The following is a 16,712-nucleotide window of genomic DNA, read 5'->3' on the forward strand; positions in this document are numbered from 1 at the left end:
CAGTATCCGGGTGCCGACCGAACGCGCAGCTTCACTGCTCGCTCCGGGTGACGGACGGGCTCCGCCGGGGGGCGACGGGCGGGCTCCCCCAGGGGGCGACGGACGGGCTCAGCCAGGAGTGACAAAACCGGCTCAGCCAGCGGTGACGCCGCTCGCGCCCGCCCGCCCGGCGGCGCCGAGCACCGCCCGCACGCCCGCGGTGAGCACCGAGGCGTCCCGCCCGACGCCCCAGACGACCGCGCCCCCGATCCGCGCCTCGACGTACGCGACGGCGTCCGGCCCGCCGCGGACGGCGTGTTCGCTGAAGGAGAGGATCTCCACGCCCACCGCGTCGGCCACCGCGTCCAGCGGCCCGGCGCCGGTGCCGGGGCGGCCGTTCACCTCGGCGCGGTCCTCGCCGACGGTCCAGGTCCACTCCGGGGGCACCGCGTCCAGGTACTCGGCACGGAACAGCCGGTACAGCTCCTCCGCGGTCACCTCGCGTCCGCTGTCGTCGGTGGCCTCCTGCACGACCCGGGCGAACTCGATCTGCAGCCGCCGGGGCAGTTCGAGCCCCTCCCCGGCCTGGAGCAGGTAGGCGATCCCGCCCTTGCCGGACTGGCTGTTGACCCGGATGACCGCCTCGTAGTCGCGCCCGAGGTCCGCCGGGTCGATCGGCAGGTACGGCACCGACCAGGGCGCCTGCCGCTCGGGCACACCCAACTCGGCGGCGGTCTTGGCGTGTTGGGCGAAGCCCTTCTTGATGGCGTCCTGGTGGGTGCCGGAGAAGGCGGTGTGCACGAGGTCCCCGGCGTACGGGTGCCGCTCGTGCACCGGCAGCCGGTTGCAGTGTTCGACGGTGCGCCGGATCTCGTCGATGTCGGAGAGGTCGAGCATCGGGTCGACGCCCTGGGTGTGCAGGTTGAGGGCGAGCGTCACCAGGTCGACGTTCCCGGTCCGTTCGCCGTTGCCGAACAGGCAGCCCTCGACGCGCTGCGCGCCGGCCAGGACGGCGAGTTCGGCGCAGGCCACGCCCGTGCCGCGGTCGTTGTGCGGGTGGACGGAGAGGATGACGGAGTCCCGGCGTTCGAGGTGGCGGTCCATGTACTCGATCTGGTCGGCGTACACGTTGGGGGTGGCGATCTCGACGGTCGCGGGCAGGTTGTGGATCACCGGGCGGTCGGGGCTCGCGTCCCACAGTTCGCTCAGCCCGTTGCAGACCTCCAGGACGTAGTCCGGTTCGGTCAGGTTGAACACCTCGGGCGAGAACTGGAACCGTACGCCGTCGCGCCCTTCGCCGAGCCGGGCCATCAGGGTGGCCGCCTCGGTGATCAGCGACCGCAGTTCGGCCCGCTCCTTGCCGAGGACGACCTGCCGCCACAGCGGCGCGGTCGCGGTGTAGAGGTGGACGACGACGTCGGGCAGGCCCTCGACGGACTCGAAGGTGCGCTCGATGAGGTCGGCCCGGGCGGCGGTGAAGACGACGAGGGTGACGTCCTCCGGCACCGCGCCCGGGGTGGTGGCGAGTTGGCGGACGAAGTCGAAGTCGGTGCGGCTGGCGGAGGGGTAGCCGACCTCGATCTCCTTGAAGCCCATGGCCAGGAACAGGTCGAACATCCGCCGCTTGCGCGCCGGGTCCATCGGTTCGGCGAGCGCCTGGTTGCCGTCGCGCAGGTCGACGGGCACCCACAGCGGCGCCCGTTCGATCCGCCGGCCGGGCCACCGGCGCATCAGCGCGGGGACGTGGACCCGTTCGTGGGCGGGCCGGTAGCGGTGGGAGGGCATGGCGCCGCCGCGCTGCGGGTTCCAGGCGGGGGCGTCGGCCGGGACGGGCCCGGCGGGGGCGTGCAGGGTCGGGAAACGCATCGGGACTCCTGGTCGCTGGTACCGGAGACCGGCAGGTCGGCGCCCCGCAGCGGGGTGCCGGTCCGGTCACGCCCCGCTGCGGCCGCCAAGAAGGAGGCCCCCCGGAAGGGGACGGCACGGCTGCATGCCGGGTAGAGTAACCACGACTCAAGTCCTCAGACAACCCGACAGGTGACGACGATGCCAGCGCTCCGCCCCTCCCCCCTCGCCGAACAGGCCGCCGCCCTGATCGAGGAGCGGATCCGGACCGGCGAGTGGCCTGTCGGCGGCCGGCTGCCGGGCGAGGTGGCCCTCGCCAAGGAGCTGGGCGTCGGCCGTTCGACCGTCCGGGAGGCGCTGCGCACCCTGGCCGCGGCCGGGATGGTGCACAGCCGCCAGGGCTCGGGGGTGTTCGTGACCTCCGACCGCCCCTCCGGCGGGGACTGGGCGACCCGGCTGCGCCGCGCGGAGCTGGCGCACGTCTACGAGGTGCGGACGATGGTCGAGGTGCAGGCCGCCCGGCTGGCGGCCGAGCGCCGCACCGAGGCGGACCTCGCGGCCGTGGACGCCGCACTGGCCGCCCGGCACGCGGCCGGCGAGGGGGACGACACGGCCTTCGTGGACGCCGACATCGCGCTGCACACGACGATCGTGGCCGCCGCCCACAACCCCGTCCTGGATGACCTTTTCGCCCAGTTCGCCCCGGTTCTGAGGGAGCATCTGGTGGCGCTGGTGGGCCTCTTCGGCCTGCGCGAGGGCGATCCGAACCAGGGCTACGAGTCGCACGCGGAGCTCGTCCGGGCGCTGCACGACGGCGATCCGGAGGCGGCCGGGCGGGTACTGGCGGCGGAGCTGGAGGCCACCCGCTCCCGCCTGTTGAGCGCCTGAGGCCCTTCGGAGGCGGCGTCACACAGTTTTCACACCACGGCCATCCGTCGGCCGTGAGCATCGTTGACACTGTGTCAGGCTGTGTCGGGACCGGCTGCTTCGGGGACGAACGGTCAACGTTCGGGTGACATTGTGCCTGGTTCGTGCGCAAGTACCATCCAGGCGGCGAACGCGCATTCACTCTAATCACACGATATGACTAGTATCGCCTCGTCAAAGCCCGTGCCCCGGACGGCCCGCCCCTCACCGGCCGGCCGCCAGCCCCAAGGAGTCTGCTCTGCGCGCGCGTGCGAATCGGCGGCCCCCGGCGCCGAAGGCCCCCCGCAGGCGTCCACGCCTGTCCCTGCGGACGGCGCTGCTCGTCCTGGCCGTCGTCCCCAGCCTGGCCCTGGCCGCCCTCTGGGCCGTCACCAGCGGTGAGACCATCGCCGACTTCCAGCGACTGGCCGACCAGGCCACCATCGCGCAGAAGGCCGGCCAGCCGTCCAACATCGTCTACTACAACCTCCAGGAGGAGCGCCGGCTCAGCGCCGAGGCGCTCGCCCGGCCCGGCTCCAACACCGACCAGCTGCGCCGCCAGCGACAGCTGACCGACGATGCGGTACGGCAGTTCCAGACCCTCTCCGGGGCCACCGCCGACAACGCCCCCGCCGAGGTCCGCGCCGCCGTCGTCGAAGCCCGCCAGGCCATGGGCAAGCTGGCCGAGCAGCGCGCCGCCGTCGACCACGGCAGCGTCGACCAGCAGGCCGTCTTCACCTACTACACCGACCTGATCAGCGTCGACCTGAGGCTGTTCACCGCGCTCAGCCGCGTCGACACCGGTGAGGTCACCTGGCTGTCCAAGACCCTGGTCAACTCCTTCTGGACCAAGGAGATGCTCGCCCGCGAGGACGCGATCCTGGCCCGCGGCTGGCCGAGCGGCCGGCTGTCCGCCGCCGACTACCAGCAGGTCCAGCAGCTGATCGGCGCCCAGGACCACCTGCTCAACGTCCAGGTCCTGCCGTACATCCCGGACGCCGAGGCGCCCGCCTGGCACGACCTGGTCAACAGCCCCTCCTGGCAGGCCAAGACCGCCGTCGAGCAGTCCCTGCTCAAGCCCGCCGCCCCCGACGCCAACGGCACCGTCAAGCTGCCGGCCGCGCAGGACCAGTGGCGCCAGGGCGTCGACGGGCTCAACCCGCCGCTGGTGAAGGCGATCGAGGCCCGTACCAACGGCATCGTCGACGTCGCCAAGGGCGCCCTGCTCGGCATGCTCACCCGCGTCGTCCTGACCACCGTCATCGGCCTGATCACCGTCATCGCGGTGATCATCGCCTCCTGGCGGATCAGCCGCTCGCTGCGCCGCCGGATCAAGGAGCTCCAGACCCAGGCCGAGGACATGGAGCGCACCCTGCCCGAGGTCGTCGACCGGCTCGGCCGCGGCGAACAGGTCGACGTCGAGGCCGAGACCCGCGCCGTCACCACCGGCACCCACGGCAACGGCACCGACGAACTCGCCCGCCTCGGCCAGGCGCTCAACCTGGCCCGCTCCGCCGCCCTGGAGGCCGCCGTCCAGCAGGCCGACCAGCACCGCGGCTTCGAGCGGCTGCTCCAGCGCGTCGCCCGCCGCACCCAGCTGCTGATCGGCCGCCAGCTGCGCAAGCTGGACGAGCTGGAGCGCCGGCACGACGACCCGGAGGTCCTGGAGGGCCTGTTCGACCTCGACCACCTGACCGCCCGCCTGCGCCGCTACGAGGAGAACCTCGTCATCATGGCCGGCGGCCAGCCGCAGCGGCGCTGGCGCAAACCCGTCCCGCTGCTGGACGTGCTGCGCGCCGCCCAGGGCGAGGTGCAGGACTACCGCCGGATCATGATCGACGTCGAGGGCCACCCGTGGCTCTCCGAGCGGGCCGTCGGCCCGGTCGCGCACGTGCTCGCCGAGCTGATGGAGAACGCCACCACCTTCTCCAAGCCGCCCACGCCGGTCGAGGTGCGCGCCGCCATGGTCGGGCGCGGGCTCGCGGTCGAGATCGAGGACCGGGGCCTGGGCATGGACCCGGAGCAGTACGAGGCGGCCAACACGCTGATGAGCCGCCCGCCGCGCACCGACGTGCTGGCCCGCGCCGACGACATCCGGCTCGGCTTCCACGTCATCGCCCGGCTGGCCTCGCTGACCGGGCTGAAGATCGAGTTCCGTCCGTCCGCGTTCGGCGGCACCCGGGTGGTCGTGCTCGTCCCGGACGAGCTGGTCATCGACGGCGACGCCGGGCTGCCGGACGCCGCGCCGGTCGAGCCGATCCCGCTGGTCCGCCGCTCGCGCCGGGCGGTGCTCACCGCCTCCAACGAGGCGCCCGAGCCCGTGGTGCCGCCGGCGCCGCCGGTCGCGCCGGTGGACTCCTTCGCCCCCGGCGAGCACTTCGCGGGCGTGCCGGCGACCCCCGCCGAGGCGTTCGTGCCGGCCGAAGCGTTCGTGTCGGCCGAGGCGTTCGCACCGGCCGTGCCCGCGGCGCCCGTCGAGGCCTTCGCATCCACCGAGGCCTTCGCGCCCGCAGCACCCGTGGTGCCCGCCTTCCCGGAGCAGCAGCCGGTGTTCCCGGAGCGGCCGGCCCCCTCCTACCACGGGCAGTCGTACGAGCAGCCGATCCAGCACAGCTCCCCCGCCGACCACCGGCCCACCGCCCAGGACGCCGCGCCCGCGCACGACGTCCCGTCCCCGCACGACACCCCGTCCCCGCACAACGCCCCCTCCCAGCCCGACACCCCGGTCTACCCGGACATCGCCTACGCCCGGGTCACCGAGGCCGAGGCCCCGTACGCCGACGAGCAGTACCGCCCGGCCGACCACTACCGGCTCGCCGAGCGGCGCCGGCGCCGCGAGTACCCCTCCGCCGTGCCGGTGAGCGAGGTCGAGGGCGGGCAGCCGCCGCTGCCGCAGCGGGTGCGCCAGGCCAGCCTGGCCGCCGAACTGCGGGTGCCGCCGCCGGCCCGCCAGCAGTGGGTGGAACCGGCCCCCGAGCCCGACGCCACCGACGGCGGCGGCCCGCTCCAGCCGCCCGTCCCGTCCGAGCGCCCGGCGCGGCGCTCCGGCGCGACCATCGGCGCCTTCCAGCGCCAGTCCCGCGCCGCCCGGGCCCAGGACAGCGGCGAGCACCCGCTGCCCGTCCACGCGACCCCGCCGGCCCCACCCAGCGCGCCCGCCGGCCCCCCAGTTTCCGCGCCCGACCCGTCCCCCTGGGCCCTGCCGGCCGCGGAAACCCGAACCACACGAACGGATGACCAGTGATGAACCGTACGATCGCCACCCACCAGGACCTGGACTGGCTGCTGGACGGGCTCGTCGACTCGGTGCCCGGGACCCACAACGCCGTCCTGCTCTCCGACGACGGCCTCGTGGTCAGCCACTCCCGCACCATCGAGCGGGCCGACGCCGAGCGCCTGGCGGCCATCGCCACCGGCCAGCAGTCCCTCGCCCGGGGCGTCGGTCAGCTCTTCGACGGTGGCGCGGTGCACCAGGTGATCGTCGAGCTCGCCGAGTGCTGGCTGTTCATCATCGCCGCCGCCCAGGGCACCCACCTGGCCGTGGTCGCCTCCCAGGAGGTGGACGCCGAGGTGATGTCCGTCGCCATGCACACCCTGGTGCAGCAGGTCGGCCAGAAGCTCACCACCCCGGCCCGCGGCGGCGACGGCGCCCCCGCGTCCTTCGACGCCTTCGCCGCCCGGAACCGGGGCTGACGACCGGTGGGCCCGCACAGCGAGCAGGGGGGCGGCCAGGCACGCGGCCGGGTGCCGCACTGGAGCGAGCTGGAGGAGCAGGACGCGGAGGACGAGACGGGCGTCATGGTGCGCCCGTACACCATCACCCGCGGCCGCACCGCGCCCGAGCGCGACGACCTCACCCTCATCACCGTGATCACCACGGTCGAGGAGGAGGCCGACGCGGCCCTGGCGCGGGGCAGCCGCGCCGGTGCCCGCGGCCTCCAGCCCGAGCACCGGATGATCCTCGACCACTGCCGCCGCCCGGCGGCGGTCGCCGAGGTGGCGGCCGGCCTGGACCTCCCGGTCTCGGTCACCAAGATCCTGCTGGGCGACCTCGTCGCCCAGGGCCTGCTGAAGGCCCGGGCGCCGCTCTCGGTGGCCCGCGCCGCCGGGGGCGTGGACCTCGGCCTGCTCACGGCCGTACGCGAAGGACTCCGGAGACTCTGAACATGGCATCACCCCACTCCGCCATCGATGGCCCCGCCGCCGCCCCGGCCGCCGTCAAGATCCTGATCGCGGGCGGCTTCGGCGTCGGCAAGACCACCCTGGTCGGCTCGGTCAGCGAGGTCACCCCGCTGCGCACCGAGGAGTACCTGACCACGGCCAGCGTCGGCGTCGACGACCTGGACGGCGTCGACCAGAAGGACACCACCACCGTCGCCCTGGACTTCGGCCGGATCACCGTCAGCTCCGAGCTGGTGGTCTACCTGTTCGGCACGCCCGGGCAGGAACGGTTCTGGTTCATGTGGAACGACCTGGTCAACGGCGCCCTCGGCGGGATCGTCATCGCCGACACCCGGCGGCTGGACACCAGCTTCGCCTCGATCGACTTCTTCGAGAGCCGGGGCATCCCGTTCGTGGTCGCGATCAACTGCTTCCACAGCCACAACACCCGCACCCCCGACGAGATCCGGGCCGCGCTCGACCTCGACCCGCAGGTCCCGATGCTGATCGGCGACGTCCGCGAGCGCGCCTTCGGCCGCGACCTGCTGCTCGCCCTGGTCGACCACCTCATGGACCTCGCCGCCGTCACCCCCGTCGGCTGAACCTCCCCCGGAGCAATCCCATGACCTCACCCCTGCGCGTCCTCGTCCACGGCGGCGGCATCGGCGGACTCACCCTCGCCACCGCCCTCGCCCGCCGCGGCCACCACGTCGAAGTCGCCGAACTGCGCGACCGGCTGGAGGCCCTCGGGGTCGGCATCATCCAGCCCTCCAACGCCCTGCACGTGATGCGCGAGATCGGCGTGCTGGACGAGTGCCTGGCCGTCGGCTTCGAGTGGGAGGTGCTGACCATCTGCGACCCGGCCGGCACCACCCTGGCCGAGATCCCCCAGCCCCGGATGGGCGACGCCCCCTCCAACAACGGCATCCCGCGCCCCGCCCTGGCCCGGGTGCTCGCCGACGCGGCCGTCTCGGCGGGCGCGAGGATACGTTTCGGCACCACCATCGCCTCGATGACGGACGACGGCGAGGGCGTGGACGTCACCCTCAGCGACGGACACCGCGCCCGCTACGACCTGGTCGTCGGCTTCGACGGCATCGGCTCGCCGCTGCGCAGACACCTGTACGGCGACAAGTACGCCCCCGAGTACACCGGCTTCGCCAACTGGCGCGTCACGCTGCCCCGCACGCCCGAACTCAAGGGCGTGCTGATGTCGGCGGGCAACCTCAAGGCCAAGGCGCTGCTCACCCCGATCAGCAGCGACCTCATGTACCTGGGCTCGGTGTTCGCCGAGGCCGAGGACTTCCGGCCGGACCCCGCCCGCGCCCACGAGCAGCTGCGCGAGCGCCTGGCCGGCTTCGGCGGCCCGATCGCCGAGGCCCTGGAGCAGATCACCGACCCGGAGGCGGTCGTCTACTCCCGCATCTCCCAGGTCACCGTCGAGGAGCCCTGGCACGTCGGCCGCGTCGTGCTGGCCGGCGACGCCGCCCACGCCTCCACCCCGCACCTCGCCCAGGGCGCCGCGATGGCCGTCGAGGACGCCCTCGTCCTCGCCCAGAGCCTGGACGCCGCCGACTCCGTCCCGGCCGCCCTCGCGGCCTGGGAGGAGCGCCGCCGCCCGCGCGCCATGTGGGTGCAGTCGCTGTCGAGGGCAATCCTCAAGCAGGAGACCGGCACCCCGACCACCCCGGAGGAGGACGAGCTCCTCAAGGTCGGAATCCCGGGCGCCGCGCACGTGCTCGTCAAGCCGTACTGAGCCCGGCCGTACTGAGTTCTGCTGTACGGGCCCCGCGCGGGGTTGCGCCCGCGCGGGGCCGGTAGCAGGCTGGCGGTCGACCCGAACGTCGACGGTCAAGGGGCACGGTGTCGTCCCTGGGTGCGACGGCTTCGTCAGGATCAACCTGCTCAACGAGCCCGCTCTCGCGGGGCTCCAGGCCTTCGCGCAGCGGTGACGGCGCCGATCGCGTCACGCCGCTCCCAGACGGCGGCGGAGATCCGGGCCAGCAGCCGGGCCGCCGGATCGGTGCGGTCCTCGCCGGTGGCGAGCGGGCCGGTGTAGCAGACGGCGATCAGGTACGGCGGGCAGTCGGCCGGGTGGACGAGGCCGACGCTGTGCCGAACGCCTGGGAACCAGCCGTTCTTGAACGCGATCCGGGTGTTCGGGGGAAGGCCCGCCGCGAGGTCCACCCGGAAGTCGTTGCGCTCCAGGAGTTCGAGCAGTTCGGGCACGTCGCCGATCGACCGCAGCAGCCGGACGAGATCGCGGGCGCTCACCCGGTTGTGCACGCCCGCGTCGCGCGCCGCGTAGTCCTCGATCCCGCGCGGGCTGGCGCTGCGGGTCGCACCCGCCCTGCGCCACACCTCGGCCACGGCACGGGGGTCCGTACGGGCCAGGCAGAGGTTGGTGGCCAGGTTGGAGGAGTGCGTGATCATCCGCTCGGCGAGCAGCCGGAGGGGAACGTGCGTGCCCAGGAGCTCCCAGGGCAGCGGATCACTGTCCCAGTCCGGATCGTTCCCGAACTCCCCACCCACGACGGACTCGAAGCGGTTGACGACCGGCACCTCGGCATCGAGGTTCACCCCGCTCCGGACGAGCGCGGCCAGCACCGCGACCTTCATCGTGCTCGCCGCATCGTGCAGTTCGTCGGGCTGACGCACGAACACCGGCTCCGCCTCGCCCGCCCAGGGGGCCACCACCACAGAGAGCATGGAGGAAGAGTAGGGGAGACAGCGCCAGATTCCGCTGGCCGGCCCAACCAACACGCCCGCACGCTCGCCCACGGACGCCCCGCCGTCGGATCAGCTGACGTGTTATGAAGGGATTCACCGTTGGGATGAGGAGGGACATCTTGGGTATCGTCATCGCGCTCATGGCTGGACTCGTCGCCGCCGTCATTGGCGCCGTCATTTTCCTGGCCCGCCGGGATCGGTCACGTGGCGAATTTCCGGACGACACCACCGGAATGCTGATCGAGCGGCAGCGTACCGGTCAGGCCGCCCATCTTCGTGCAACCTATTCCAGCGGTGCCGTCCACCACGGAACCGGGCTGGCATCCGACGACCTGCACAAGTACTACTCCTAGAGGGCGGCCGGACGTCGACAGTGGTGTGCGGGCGGACGCCGCGCTGACGGGACCGCGCCTTCCGGCCGTGGACTTCACCGGGTCCCGGCCCCCCGAGACCGACGACGACCAGCGGCGCCCGGTCCACCGACCGGGCGCCGCCCCGGCCGTCTTCGGGCGACGGGCGATCAGATGGACCGGACGGTGGCCGGTTGAGCGTCTTCGTCCCGACGGATCGTCCTCGCGGACGTGCGATAGGTTCCGACCATGGATGATCTTGGACCCGTCGCCTGGCCGCCCGCCCCGATCAGGACCGAAAGGCTCGTGCTCCGTGAGCCCGAGGCCCGGGACCGTGCGGCGTTCATCGAGCTGCTGGCCTCGCCCGAGGTGCACACCTACCTCGGCGGCCCCCGGTCGCGTGACGAGGTCGAGCGCGAGATGCCCGAGGCGCCCGAGCGGTGGCCCGGGAGCTTCGTCGTCGATCTCGACGGGTCGATGATCGGCCAGATCCTGCTCAGGAGGGCAACGGGGCACCGTCGCCCGGCCGCCGCGGGGAAGCTCGATCTCGGCTACCTGTTCCTGCCGCAGGCCTGGGGACGCGGGTACGCCGCCGAGGCGTGCGCGGCGGCACTCCACTGGCTCGCCGGCGCGCTTCCCGGCGAACCGGTGGTGCTCACCACCCAGAGCGCCAACACCGCCTCGATGCGCCTCGCGGCGAAGCTGGGCTTCACCGAGGTGGAGCGGTTCGAGGCCTGGGACGCCGAGCAGTGGCTCGGCATGTGGTCCCCGCCGTCCGCTTGAGCCGACTCTGCGGCCCCTGAGCAGGCCTGCTGCCGCCAACTCCGGCAGCAGGCCTGCTCAGGGGTGCGCTGGGCTACAGCCGCAGGGGAGGCGGGGCCGCCGCACTGCCGGCCGCTGTCAGGAGCCTCGCGGTGTCTCGCCGGCCGGACGACGTGAACGCATGAAAGACCAGCACGAGTTGGACCACCAGCACGTACACCCACCGAACCGTCGGTGTGATCCGTAGCTGGACACCTTTCTTCGGACGCCTGTCGTCCATCACGGCATCCCCCCCGTCTCCGTGACCGACCACGGGACGTCCCACATCGAGAGATCCCCCGCCTGCTCTCCGACGGGGTCGCCGAGGGCGTTCGCCCCCGCGGACAGCCCGGCGTAGAACGTGTCCCAGCTCTCGTACACGTCGACCCCCCTGACCCCCTGCTGGTTCTGCGGCCGAGACCCCCGTGCCGGCCGCTCGAACTCCTGCATACGTTTTCCCTTTCCGTGACGGGGCCGGTGGTCTGGCGTTGCAGCGACCGCCACCGGCCCCCGAGGCTCCTCTTTGGCGCCCCGACCCGGGCCCGCGGGCCGGCCGGTCGGCCGGCCCGCGGACCCTAGACGCGGACCCAGTCAGTCGGCCTCCCGGCGCGGCAGCGGGACGGGGGCCGTCCGCGCACGCTCGTTCGCCCGCTTCAGCTCGCGGGAGACGGTGGACGCGGAGATCCCGAGAGTCTCGGCGATCTCCGTCCCCTTCCAGAGCCAGATGTGGTGGAGTTCCCAGATCCTCGCCTGCCGCTGGTCGCCGATCGCCTTGTGGACGATCCGCAGCAGCTCCTCGAACTCCAGCCGGGCACCCGGATCGTCGGGGCCGGGGTCCCGGGCCGTCGCGGGCCGGCTCCCCTCGGGGATCTCCGCGACCGGTTCCTCCCTGCGGGCAGCGGCCGACCTCCAGTGGTCGATGGCCATCCGCCGCGCCACGGTGGTGGCGTAGGCGATCACCGGCCGGTGGAACACCGTCCCCTTGCGGACCTCGTTGATCACGACCATGCACGTCCTGGCCGCGATGTTCTCGGCCGTCTGCTCGTCGTGCGTCATCTCGCGGAGACTGGTCACCAGGCGCGGCAGGAGGTCACGGACGAGCTCCTCAAGATGCGCCTCGCTCATCGGCGCCGACGGGGACGAGCCATGAGCGCCCGCCCCTTCCGACTTCGCCATGGGCGTCCTTCCGTTGGACTTCGCGGGGGTGGTCCGATGCCATCCCTCACTCCCTTGACGATGCTGAACTCGCTTTCATTGCAGGGGCATCGGCCCGGACCGGAACGGAGCCGGGCGGTGGCAGCGCGACGGCCCCGGCCTCGTCGAGGAGGCATGAAGCTCTCCATGGTTCCCCTCAGCGCACCGCACACCCTCTTCCTCGGCGAGGACGTGACGGGCTGGCGCACCGCGCTGCTGGCGGCGCTGCTGGCGGCCGTCGTCCTCGAAGTCACCACCGCCGTGTTCCGCGACGCCCTGATGGGCCTGCCGGGCCTCCTGCTGGCCGCACTCGTCGGCCCGCAGCTGACGGAACCCGCCCGGCTCCGCCTGTTGCCGTGGTGGCGCGCGGAGTTGTCGCAGCGGCTGGCCGCCGGGCCGCGCCGGTGGCGCCGGTACGTCGCCGCGCTGTGGTTCGTCCTGACGCTTGCCTGGAACGGCGCCCGGCACCGGGCCGCCTTCCTCGGCCTGCCACGCCGCCGATAGGACCCGCCGTAGCGGGCGATCGCGGGGAGTGGGAAGTCGGCGGGGCCGACTTCCCACTCCCCGCATCCGTTCTCCCCGCCTCCGGGCCGGTGAGCCACCGCCAGGCATGGGCGACGGCCCCGACGGCGGCGCACAGGGCCATCGCCATGAGGATCCGGCGCCGGGTCGCGCCGCCGGGCCTCGCACGGCCCTCACCGGCTGAAGGGCCGCCGCATCAACGGCAGTACGGCCGCGGGGTGGGACAGTGTGAACGGCACGGATATCCGGCTCGACTCACTCGACTCAGAGGACGAAGTAGCTCGCTCCGAAGGTCTGCTTGAACGAGTCGGGGCCGACCTCCGCCGTCACCGGGCCCTGGCAGTTCGCCGCGGCATGCACCAGGACCGTCGAGTCCGTGAAGTTCTCGATGAACACCGGCGACGAGGTCGCGTAGCAACCCCGCGGCGGGTTCTCGTGGAGCACGCCGTTGACCACCAGGGAGCCGGTCGCGGCCTGGGCGGGGACTGCGAGGGCGAGCACGCCGGCGACGGCGAGCAGGCCAACCCCCGTGAGACGACGACGCATGGCTGTTCTCCCTTCCGAGGGCGCGCACGTGGGGTGCGGCGCCTCCTCGGGGCCTGGATTCCCCTCGCGGGCCATCCGATTCGAAGCGGGCACCGCGATCCCTCGATCCGGCGATGGCACGCCTCGCCCGCGCGCCCCCGTCGTCCTCGGCGCACAACCCTCGTGCCTGAAGGGCCGCCTCCGCCGGGCGCTACGCTCCCGCCGCATCCTGCGCGAGGAGGCGTTGGAGGGTGGTGGCGCCCAGGTGGCTCGCCTCGGGGTTGCTCTCCCGGTAGTACCAGACCAACCCCATCGCCTGGACGAAGGCCCAGGCCTGGCCGCGCCGCCACTGGAGGTCGTCGCAGCCGAGTTCCTCGCGGAGCCGCTCCCGGGGGCCGTCGGCCAGCAGGTGCCAGGCTCCGACGAGGTCGAGGGCCGGATCGGCGGGGCCGAAGCCGCCGACGTCGAGCACGCCCGCGAGCCGGCCGTCCGCGACGAGCACGTTGGCCGGGATCAGGTCGCCGTGGCTCATCACGTCCGGGGTCCGGCCGCGCGGCAGCTGCCGCAGCTCCGCCCACATCCGCCGCAGCCGCGGGACGTCGAGGAGGCCCTCGCTGTTGGCGAAGCAGGTCTCCATCCACGCGTCGTGGACGGTCAGGTCCTCCCCGCCCCGGCCGTTCCCGCCGAACACCCGGCCGCGCGTGTCGATCGCGCGCATCCCGCGGATGAACTCGGCGAGGTCCTGGGCGAATCCGACCGAGTCGGCCGGTTCGACGGGCGTGGCGACCACGCCGGGGATCCAGGTCTGCACGGACCAGGGCAGCGGGTAGCCCCGGCCGGGCGCGCCGATCGCGACCGGCGCCGGTGTGGCGAACCGCGTACGCCCGGACAGTTCCCGGGCCGCCTCCGCCTCGCGTTCGAGCAGCCGTCGGGTCTCCTCCACCGCCGCAGACTCGATCGGGAACCGCGCCGTGAGGCCGTCGCCGATCCGGAAGATGGCGTTGACCGTCCCCTGCGACGCGAGCGCCCGGACCGGCAGGTCGGCCCACTCGGGGAACTGGTCGCGAACCAGCTCGCACACGGTGGCCGGGAGGATTGTCAGCTGGTCTTCGTGCATGCGCATCACAGGAGGCTGCCACGCGGCGATCACCGGCCACAAACGGTTTTTCCCGCCCGCACAGACGGCCCGCGCGACCAGGCTCGCCTACGAGGGGCCGTACTCCTCCCGTACGGTACGGCCCGTCACCTCGTCCGCGACGGGGACGCCGCCCCCGCCCGCTCGGCGGCCTGGACCTCCCTCACCACGGCCTTCAGGGCCGCCGCGAACTCCCCGTCCTTCCGCGCCGAGTTGTTCAGGCTGAGCGCCAGCCACTGGCGGGTGTCGTCCGAGAGGGACGCCTGCCCCTCACCGGCCTCCTCCTCGACCTGCGCCAGCGCCGGGTCCTGCCCGAGCTTGCGGCTCACCAGCCCGTGCAGGCGGTCCATACCGGCCTCCAGGGCCCGGTCGACCTCGCCGCTCGTCCGGCCCGCGACCAGCCGCGCCTTCCGCACCTCCCACGCGAAGACGTACCCCACCGAGAGCTCCACGCCAGGAAACACCGCGCCCCTCCCCTCCGAACCGCACCCGATCCCCCTCCGCAACCGGCCGCACGAACCGGCGGGTTGCCGAAGACCCTGGACAACGACCAATCAACGCAAGGTCGTTGAACAACAGGAGAAGAGAAGGCGACGGGAGCACCGCGTACGGCTTCAGAAATCCCCAATTGTCCTCCGGCGAGGACTCACTGATGATCGTAGGCATGGAGACGGAGAACACGAAGAACGCGAACCACCGCACCGGCGGGGCGGCCCGACGGGTCGTCGAGCTGAGCCACCCGATCCGGCACGGCATGGTCACCTACCCGGGCCTGCCCGCGCCCGAGATCAGCGTGCACCTCTCGCGGGAGGCCTCGCGCGACCACTACTCCCCCGGCACCGAGTTCCACATCGGCCGGATCTCGATGGTCGCGAACACCGGCACCTACCTGGACTCCCCGTTCCACCGCTTCGGCGACGGGCCGGACCTGGCGGGGCTGCCCCTCGACGGGCTGGTCGACCTGGACGGCCTGGTGGTGCGGACCGTCGACGCGCAGGACCGCGCCGTCGACCGGGACGCACTGCTGCCGCACCCGGTCACCGGCCGGGCGGTGCTGATCCACACCGGCTGGTCCCGGCACTGGGGCACCGACCGCTACGGCGCGGGCGGCCACCCCTTCCTCACCGCGCGGGGCGCCGCCTGGCTCGCCGAGCAGCGGCCCGCGCTCGTGGGCATCGACTCGCTGAACATCGACGACACCGACGACCTGGCCCGCTCCGCCCACACCACCCTGCTGGCCGCGGGCATCCCCGTCGTGGAGCACATGCGCGGCCTGGAGCAACTGCCCCTGGACGGCTTCCGCTTCCACGCCGCGCCCCCGGCCGTGGAGGGCATGGGCACCTTCCCCGTCCGCGCCTACGCGGTGCTCCCCGGCGGGGAGCACCAGCGGTAGCGCAAAGGGGGAGCGGGAGGTCGGCGGATCCGACTTCCCGCTCCCCCTTCTGCGTGGTGGGTGGTCAGCTGGTCGGGCGGGTGGCCGGCAGGGAGGCCGAGCCGGTGAGGAGGGGCCATTCCTTGTGGAACGGCGGCAGCGGGAGCTTGCTCTCGAAGAGCGGGGTGCCGAAGATCTTCAGGTGGCCGCTGAGGGCGCCGTTCACGTCGATGCCGCCGACCAGGGCCCAACTGCCCTGGACCTGCGGCCCGTTGCCGGGGAGGTCGACGGCGAGGGAGCCCTCGGCCCTGGCGCTCAGATAGGGGGCGACGGTGGTCTCGACGCCGATGGTGTCGTAGAGACCGACGTTGGCCTCGACACCCAGGGCGGCCCGCACGGACGCCTTGCCGTTGAGGCGGACGTGGACCGGGGAGATCTTGGTGTCGGCGCTGGTGGCGGAGGCCCAGCCCTTGCCACCGGTGTAGTCGGCGTGGACGGCCCAGGTGCCGGTGGCGTCCTGCTCGGTCTCCAGGTGCACCTGGCCGTCGGCACTGACCTCCAGGTAGCAGGTGAGGCCCAGGTTGACCACCACGGGCAGGCCCGCGACGGTCAGCACCGGGTTGGCCTGCAGCCTGGCGAAGGGCACCCGGATCGGCGCCGCACCGGTGTTGCGGGCGACGTCGCCGGCGACCTTCCAGTGCGCGTCGGCACCCAGGTCGAAGCCGATCGAGGCGGTGCGCGGGCTGGTGCCCGCCGCGCCGTGGTAGGCGAAGTGGACGGCCGGGTGGAGCTGGAGGGAGCCGGAGGCGTCCAGGCTCGCGCCCTCGGGGAGCGGGATGGGGGCCTTGACGTCCACCTCCAGGGTGCCGGACGCGTCGGCCTTGACGCCGTTGCCGTCGGCGCCGACGGTCGCCTTGAGGTCCTTGACCAGCGGCGTCACCTTGATGCCGTGCACGTCGACCGGGACCTGTCCGTCCGCCTCGGTGCCGCCGAGGAGTTCGGCGAGGGTGGCCGGGCGGGTGGTGAGGTTGAGGGTGCCGCCCGCGCCGGGCTGGACGCCGGTGATGGCGACCAGCGCGCCCTGCGGCGCGGCGGCGGTGGGCGGGCTGGCGATCAGCTGGCCGGGCTGGACGGCCGCGGCGGGGGCGGCGGGGGTGGCGGACGCCGACGCGGCCGGAGTGGCCGGAGCGGG

Annotated in this window: 18 protein-coding genes; 10 read left to right on the forward strand and 8 right to left on the reverse strand. The window is 73.2% G+C overall.

What is annotated here, in order from left to right; genetic code table 11:
* Positions 1-132 precede the first annotated feature (132 nt).
* A complete protein-coding gene (locus RZ50_RS26840) occupies positions 133-1,845 on the reverse strand; it encodes a 2-isopropylmalate synthase (protein ID WP_254803066.1) in 1,713 nt (570 codons plus the stop codon).
* Between the two features lie 180 nt (positions 1,846-2,025).
* Here RZ50_RS26840 and RZ50_RS26845 point away from each other — a divergent pair, with 180 nt between their 5' ends.
* The 6 genes from RZ50_RS26845 to RZ50_RS26870 all read left to right on the forward strand — a co-directional run bounded on the left by RZ50_RS26845 (position 2,026) and on the right by RZ50_RS26870 (position 8,647).
* A complete protein-coding gene (locus tag RZ50_RS26845; RefSeq protein WP_196951471.1) occupies positions 2,026-2,712 on the forward strand; it encodes a FadR/GntR family transcriptional regulator in 687 nt (228 codons plus the stop codon).
* A 388-nt stretch (positions 2,713-3,100) separates the two neighbouring features.
* A complete protein-coding gene (locus RZ50_RS26850) occupies positions 3,101-5,974 on the forward strand; it encodes a nitrate- and nitrite sensing domain-containing protein (protein ID WP_254803300.1) in 2,874 nt (957 codons plus the stop codon).
* The gene (locus RZ50_RS26855) at positions 5,974-6,423 is read left to right on the forward strand and encodes a roadblock/LC7 domain-containing protein (protein WP_196951472.1); all 450 of its coding nucleotides are present in this window, start codon (positions 5,974-5,976) and stop codon (positions 6,421-6,423) included. Before RZ50_RS26850 ends, RZ50_RS26855 begins: the two co-directional genes overlap by 1 nt.
* A 105-nt stretch (positions 6,424-6,528) precedes the next feature.
* A complete protein-coding gene (locus RZ50_RS26860; protein ID WP_196951492.1) occupies positions 6,529-6,894 on the forward strand; it encodes a DUF742 domain-containing protein in 366 nt (121 codons plus the stop codon).
* 2 nt (positions 6,895-6,896) lie between these two features.
* Positions 6,897-7,493, forward strand: coding sequence for an ATP/GTP-binding protein (locus RZ50_RS26865; RefSeq protein ID WP_196951473.1), 597 nt, complete (start codon positions 6,897-6,899; stop codon positions 7,491-7,493).
* Positions 7,494-7,513: 20 nt separating this feature from the next.
* Positions 7,514-8,647 carry an FAD-dependent monooxygenase gene (locus tag RZ50_RS26870; RefSeq protein ID WP_196951474.1) on the forward strand — a complete coding sequence of 378 codons (1,134 nt, stop codon included), beginning with the start codon at positions 7,514-7,516 and terminating at the stop codon, positions 8,645-8,647.
* 149 nt (positions 8,648-8,796) lie between these two features.
* Here RZ50_RS26870 and RZ50_RS26875 read toward each other — a convergent pair whose 3' ends face one another.
* Positions 8,797-9,600: a serine hydrolase gene (locus RZ50_RS26875; protein WP_196951475.1), complete on the reverse strand. Its 804-nt coding sequence runs from the start codon at positions 9,598-9,600 to the stop codon at positions 8,797-8,799.
* A gap of 140 nt (positions 9,601-9,740) precedes the next feature.
* On the opposite strand from RZ50_RS26875, the gene RZ50_RS26880 reads away from it, so the two are divergent.
* The gene (locus RZ50_RS26880; RefSeq protein ID WP_196951476.1) at positions 9,741-9,974 is read left to right on the forward strand and encodes a hypothetical protein; all 234 of its coding nucleotides are present in this window, start codon (positions 9,741-9,743) and stop codon (positions 9,972-9,974) included.
* Between the two features lie 246 nt (positions 9,975-10,220).
* Positions 10,221-10,754, forward strand: a complete 534-nt coding sequence (locus tag RZ50_RS26885) for a GNAT family N-acetyltransferase (RefSeq protein ID WP_196951477.1) — start codon at positions 10,221-10,223, stop codon at positions 10,752-10,754.
* 258 nt (positions 10,755-11,012) lie between these two features.
* Here the strand turns inward: RZ50_RS26885 and RZ50_RS26890 are convergent, their stop codons facing one another.
* Both RZ50_RS26890 and RZ50_RS26895 read right to left on the reverse strand, forming a co-directional pair.
* On the reverse strand, positions 11,013-11,222 hold the full coding sequence (locus RZ50_RS26890) for a hypothetical protein (RefSeq protein WP_196951478.1): 210 nt from the start codon (positions 11,220-11,222) through the stop codon (positions 11,013-11,015).
* Positions 11,223-11,363: 141 nt separating this feature from the next.
* Positions 11,364-11,948, reverse strand: a complete 585-nt coding sequence (locus tag RZ50_RS26895; RefSeq protein WP_217680860.1) for an RNA polymerase sigma factor — start codon at positions 11,946-11,948, stop codon at positions 11,364-11,366.
* A gap of 153 nt (positions 11,949-12,101) precedes the next feature.
* Between RZ50_RS26895 and RZ50_RS26900 the strand changes: the two genes are divergently transcribed.
* The gene (locus RZ50_RS26900) at positions 12,102-12,470 is read left to right on the forward strand and encodes a hypothetical protein (protein ID WP_196951480.1); all 369 of its coding nucleotides are present in this window, start codon (positions 12,102-12,104) and stop codon (positions 12,468-12,470) included.
* A 282-nt stretch (positions 12,471-12,752) separates the two neighbouring features.
* On the opposite strand, the gene RZ50_RS26905 is transcribed toward RZ50_RS26900, so the two are convergent.
* The 3 genes from RZ50_RS26905 to RZ50_RS26915 all read right to left on the reverse strand — a co-directional run bounded on the left by RZ50_RS26905 (position 12,753) and on the right by RZ50_RS26915 (position 14,612).
* The gene (locus RZ50_RS26905; protein ID WP_196951481.1) at positions 12,753-13,034 is read right to left on the reverse strand and encodes a hypothetical protein; all 282 of its coding nucleotides are present in this window, start codon (positions 13,032-13,034) and stop codon (positions 12,753-12,755) included.
* Positions 13,035-13,224: 190 nt separating this feature from the next.
* Positions 13,225-14,136, reverse strand: a complete 912-nt coding sequence (locus RZ50_RS26910; RefSeq protein ID WP_196951482.1) for an aminoglycoside phosphotransferase family protein — start codon at positions 14,134-14,136, stop codon at positions 13,225-13,227.
* A gap of 119 nt (positions 14,137-14,255) precedes the next feature.
* Positions 14,256-14,612, reverse strand: a complete 357-nt coding sequence (locus tag RZ50_RS26915; RefSeq protein WP_196951483.1) for a hypothetical protein — start codon at positions 14,610-14,612, stop codon at positions 14,256-14,258.
* A gap of 200 nt (positions 14,613-14,812) precedes the next feature.
* Between RZ50_RS26915 and RZ50_RS26920 the strand changes: the two genes are divergently transcribed.
* Positions 14,813-15,541 carry a cyclase family protein gene (locus RZ50_RS26920; RefSeq protein ID WP_254803067.1) on the forward strand — a complete coding sequence of 243 codons (729 nt, stop codon included), beginning with the start codon at positions 14,813-14,815 and terminating at the stop codon, positions 15,539-15,541.
* Positions 15,542-15,605: 64 nt separating this feature from the next.
* Here RZ50_RS26920 and RZ50_RS26925 read toward each other — a convergent pair.
* On the reverse strand, positions 15,606-16,712 hold a 1,107-nt coding region (locus RZ50_RS26925), incomplete at its 5' end, for a hypothetical protein (RefSeq protein WP_217680861.1).

It is taken from the genome of Kitasatospora sp. SUK 42, from assembly GCF_015776785.2.
In the GTDB taxonomy this organism is placed as follows: domain Bacteria; phylum Actinomycetota; class Actinomycetes; order Streptomycetales; family Streptomycetaceae; genus Kitasatospora.

Excerpts from the sequence above, each read along its gene's own strand:
- RZ50_RS26845 (WP_196951471.1), top strand. The coding sequence starts at position 2,026 with ATGCCAGCGCTCCGCCCCTCCCCCCTCGCCGAACAGGCCGCCGCCCTG.
- RZ50_RS26855 (WP_196951472.1), top strand. The coding sequence starts at position 5,974 with ATGAACCGTACGATCGCCACCCACCAGGACCTGGACTGGCTGCTGGAC.
- RZ50_RS26875 (WP_196951475.1), bottom strand. The coding sequence starts at position 9,600 with ATGCTCTCTGTGGTGGTGGCCCCCTGGGCGGGCGAGGCGGAGCCGGTG.
- RZ50_RS26860 (WP_196951492.1), top strand. The coding sequence starts at position 6,529 with ATGGTGCGCCCGTACACCATCACCCGCGGCCGCACCGCGCCCGAGCGC.
- RZ50_RS26920 (WP_254803067.1), top strand. The coding sequence starts at position 14,813 with ATGGAGACGGAGAACACGAAGAACGCGAACCACCGCACCGGCGGGGCG.
- RZ50_RS26890 (WP_196951478.1), bottom strand. The coding sequence starts at position 11,222 with ATGCAGGAGTTCGAGCGGCCGGCACGGGGGTCTCGGCCGCAGAACCAG.
- RZ50_RS26840 (WP_254803066.1), bottom strand. The coding sequence starts at position 1,845 with ATGCGTTTCCCGACCCTGCACGCCCCCGCCGGGCCCGTCCCGGCCGAC.
- RZ50_RS26895 (WP_217680860.1), bottom strand. The coding sequence starts at position 11,948 with ATGGCGAAGTCGGAAGGGGCGGGCGCTCATGGCTCGTCCCCGTCGGCG.
- RZ50_RS26870 (WP_196951474.1), top strand. The coding sequence starts at position 7,514 with ATGACCTCACCCCTGCGCGTCCTCGTCCACGGCGGCGGCATCGGCGGA.
- RZ50_RS26910 (WP_196951482.1), bottom strand. The coding sequence starts at position 14,136 with ATGCGCATGCACGAAGACCAGCTGACAATCCTCCCGGCCACCGTGTGC.
- RZ50_RS26865 (WP_196951473.1), top strand. The coding sequence starts at position 6,897 with ATGGCATCACCCCACTCCGCCATCGATGGCCCCGCCGCCGCCCCGGCC.
- RZ50_RS26885 (WP_196951477.1), top strand. The coding sequence starts at position 10,221 with ATGGATGATCTTGGACCCGTCGCCTGGCCGCCCGCCCCGATCAGGACC.
- RZ50_RS26900 (WP_196951480.1), top strand. The coding sequence starts at position 12,102 with ATGAAGCTCTCCATGGTTCCCCTCAGCGCACCGCACACCCTCTTCCTC.
- RZ50_RS26905 (WP_196951481.1), bottom strand. The coding sequence starts at position 13,034 with ATGCGTCGTCGTCTCACGGGGGTTGGCCTGCTCGCCGTCGCCGGCGTG.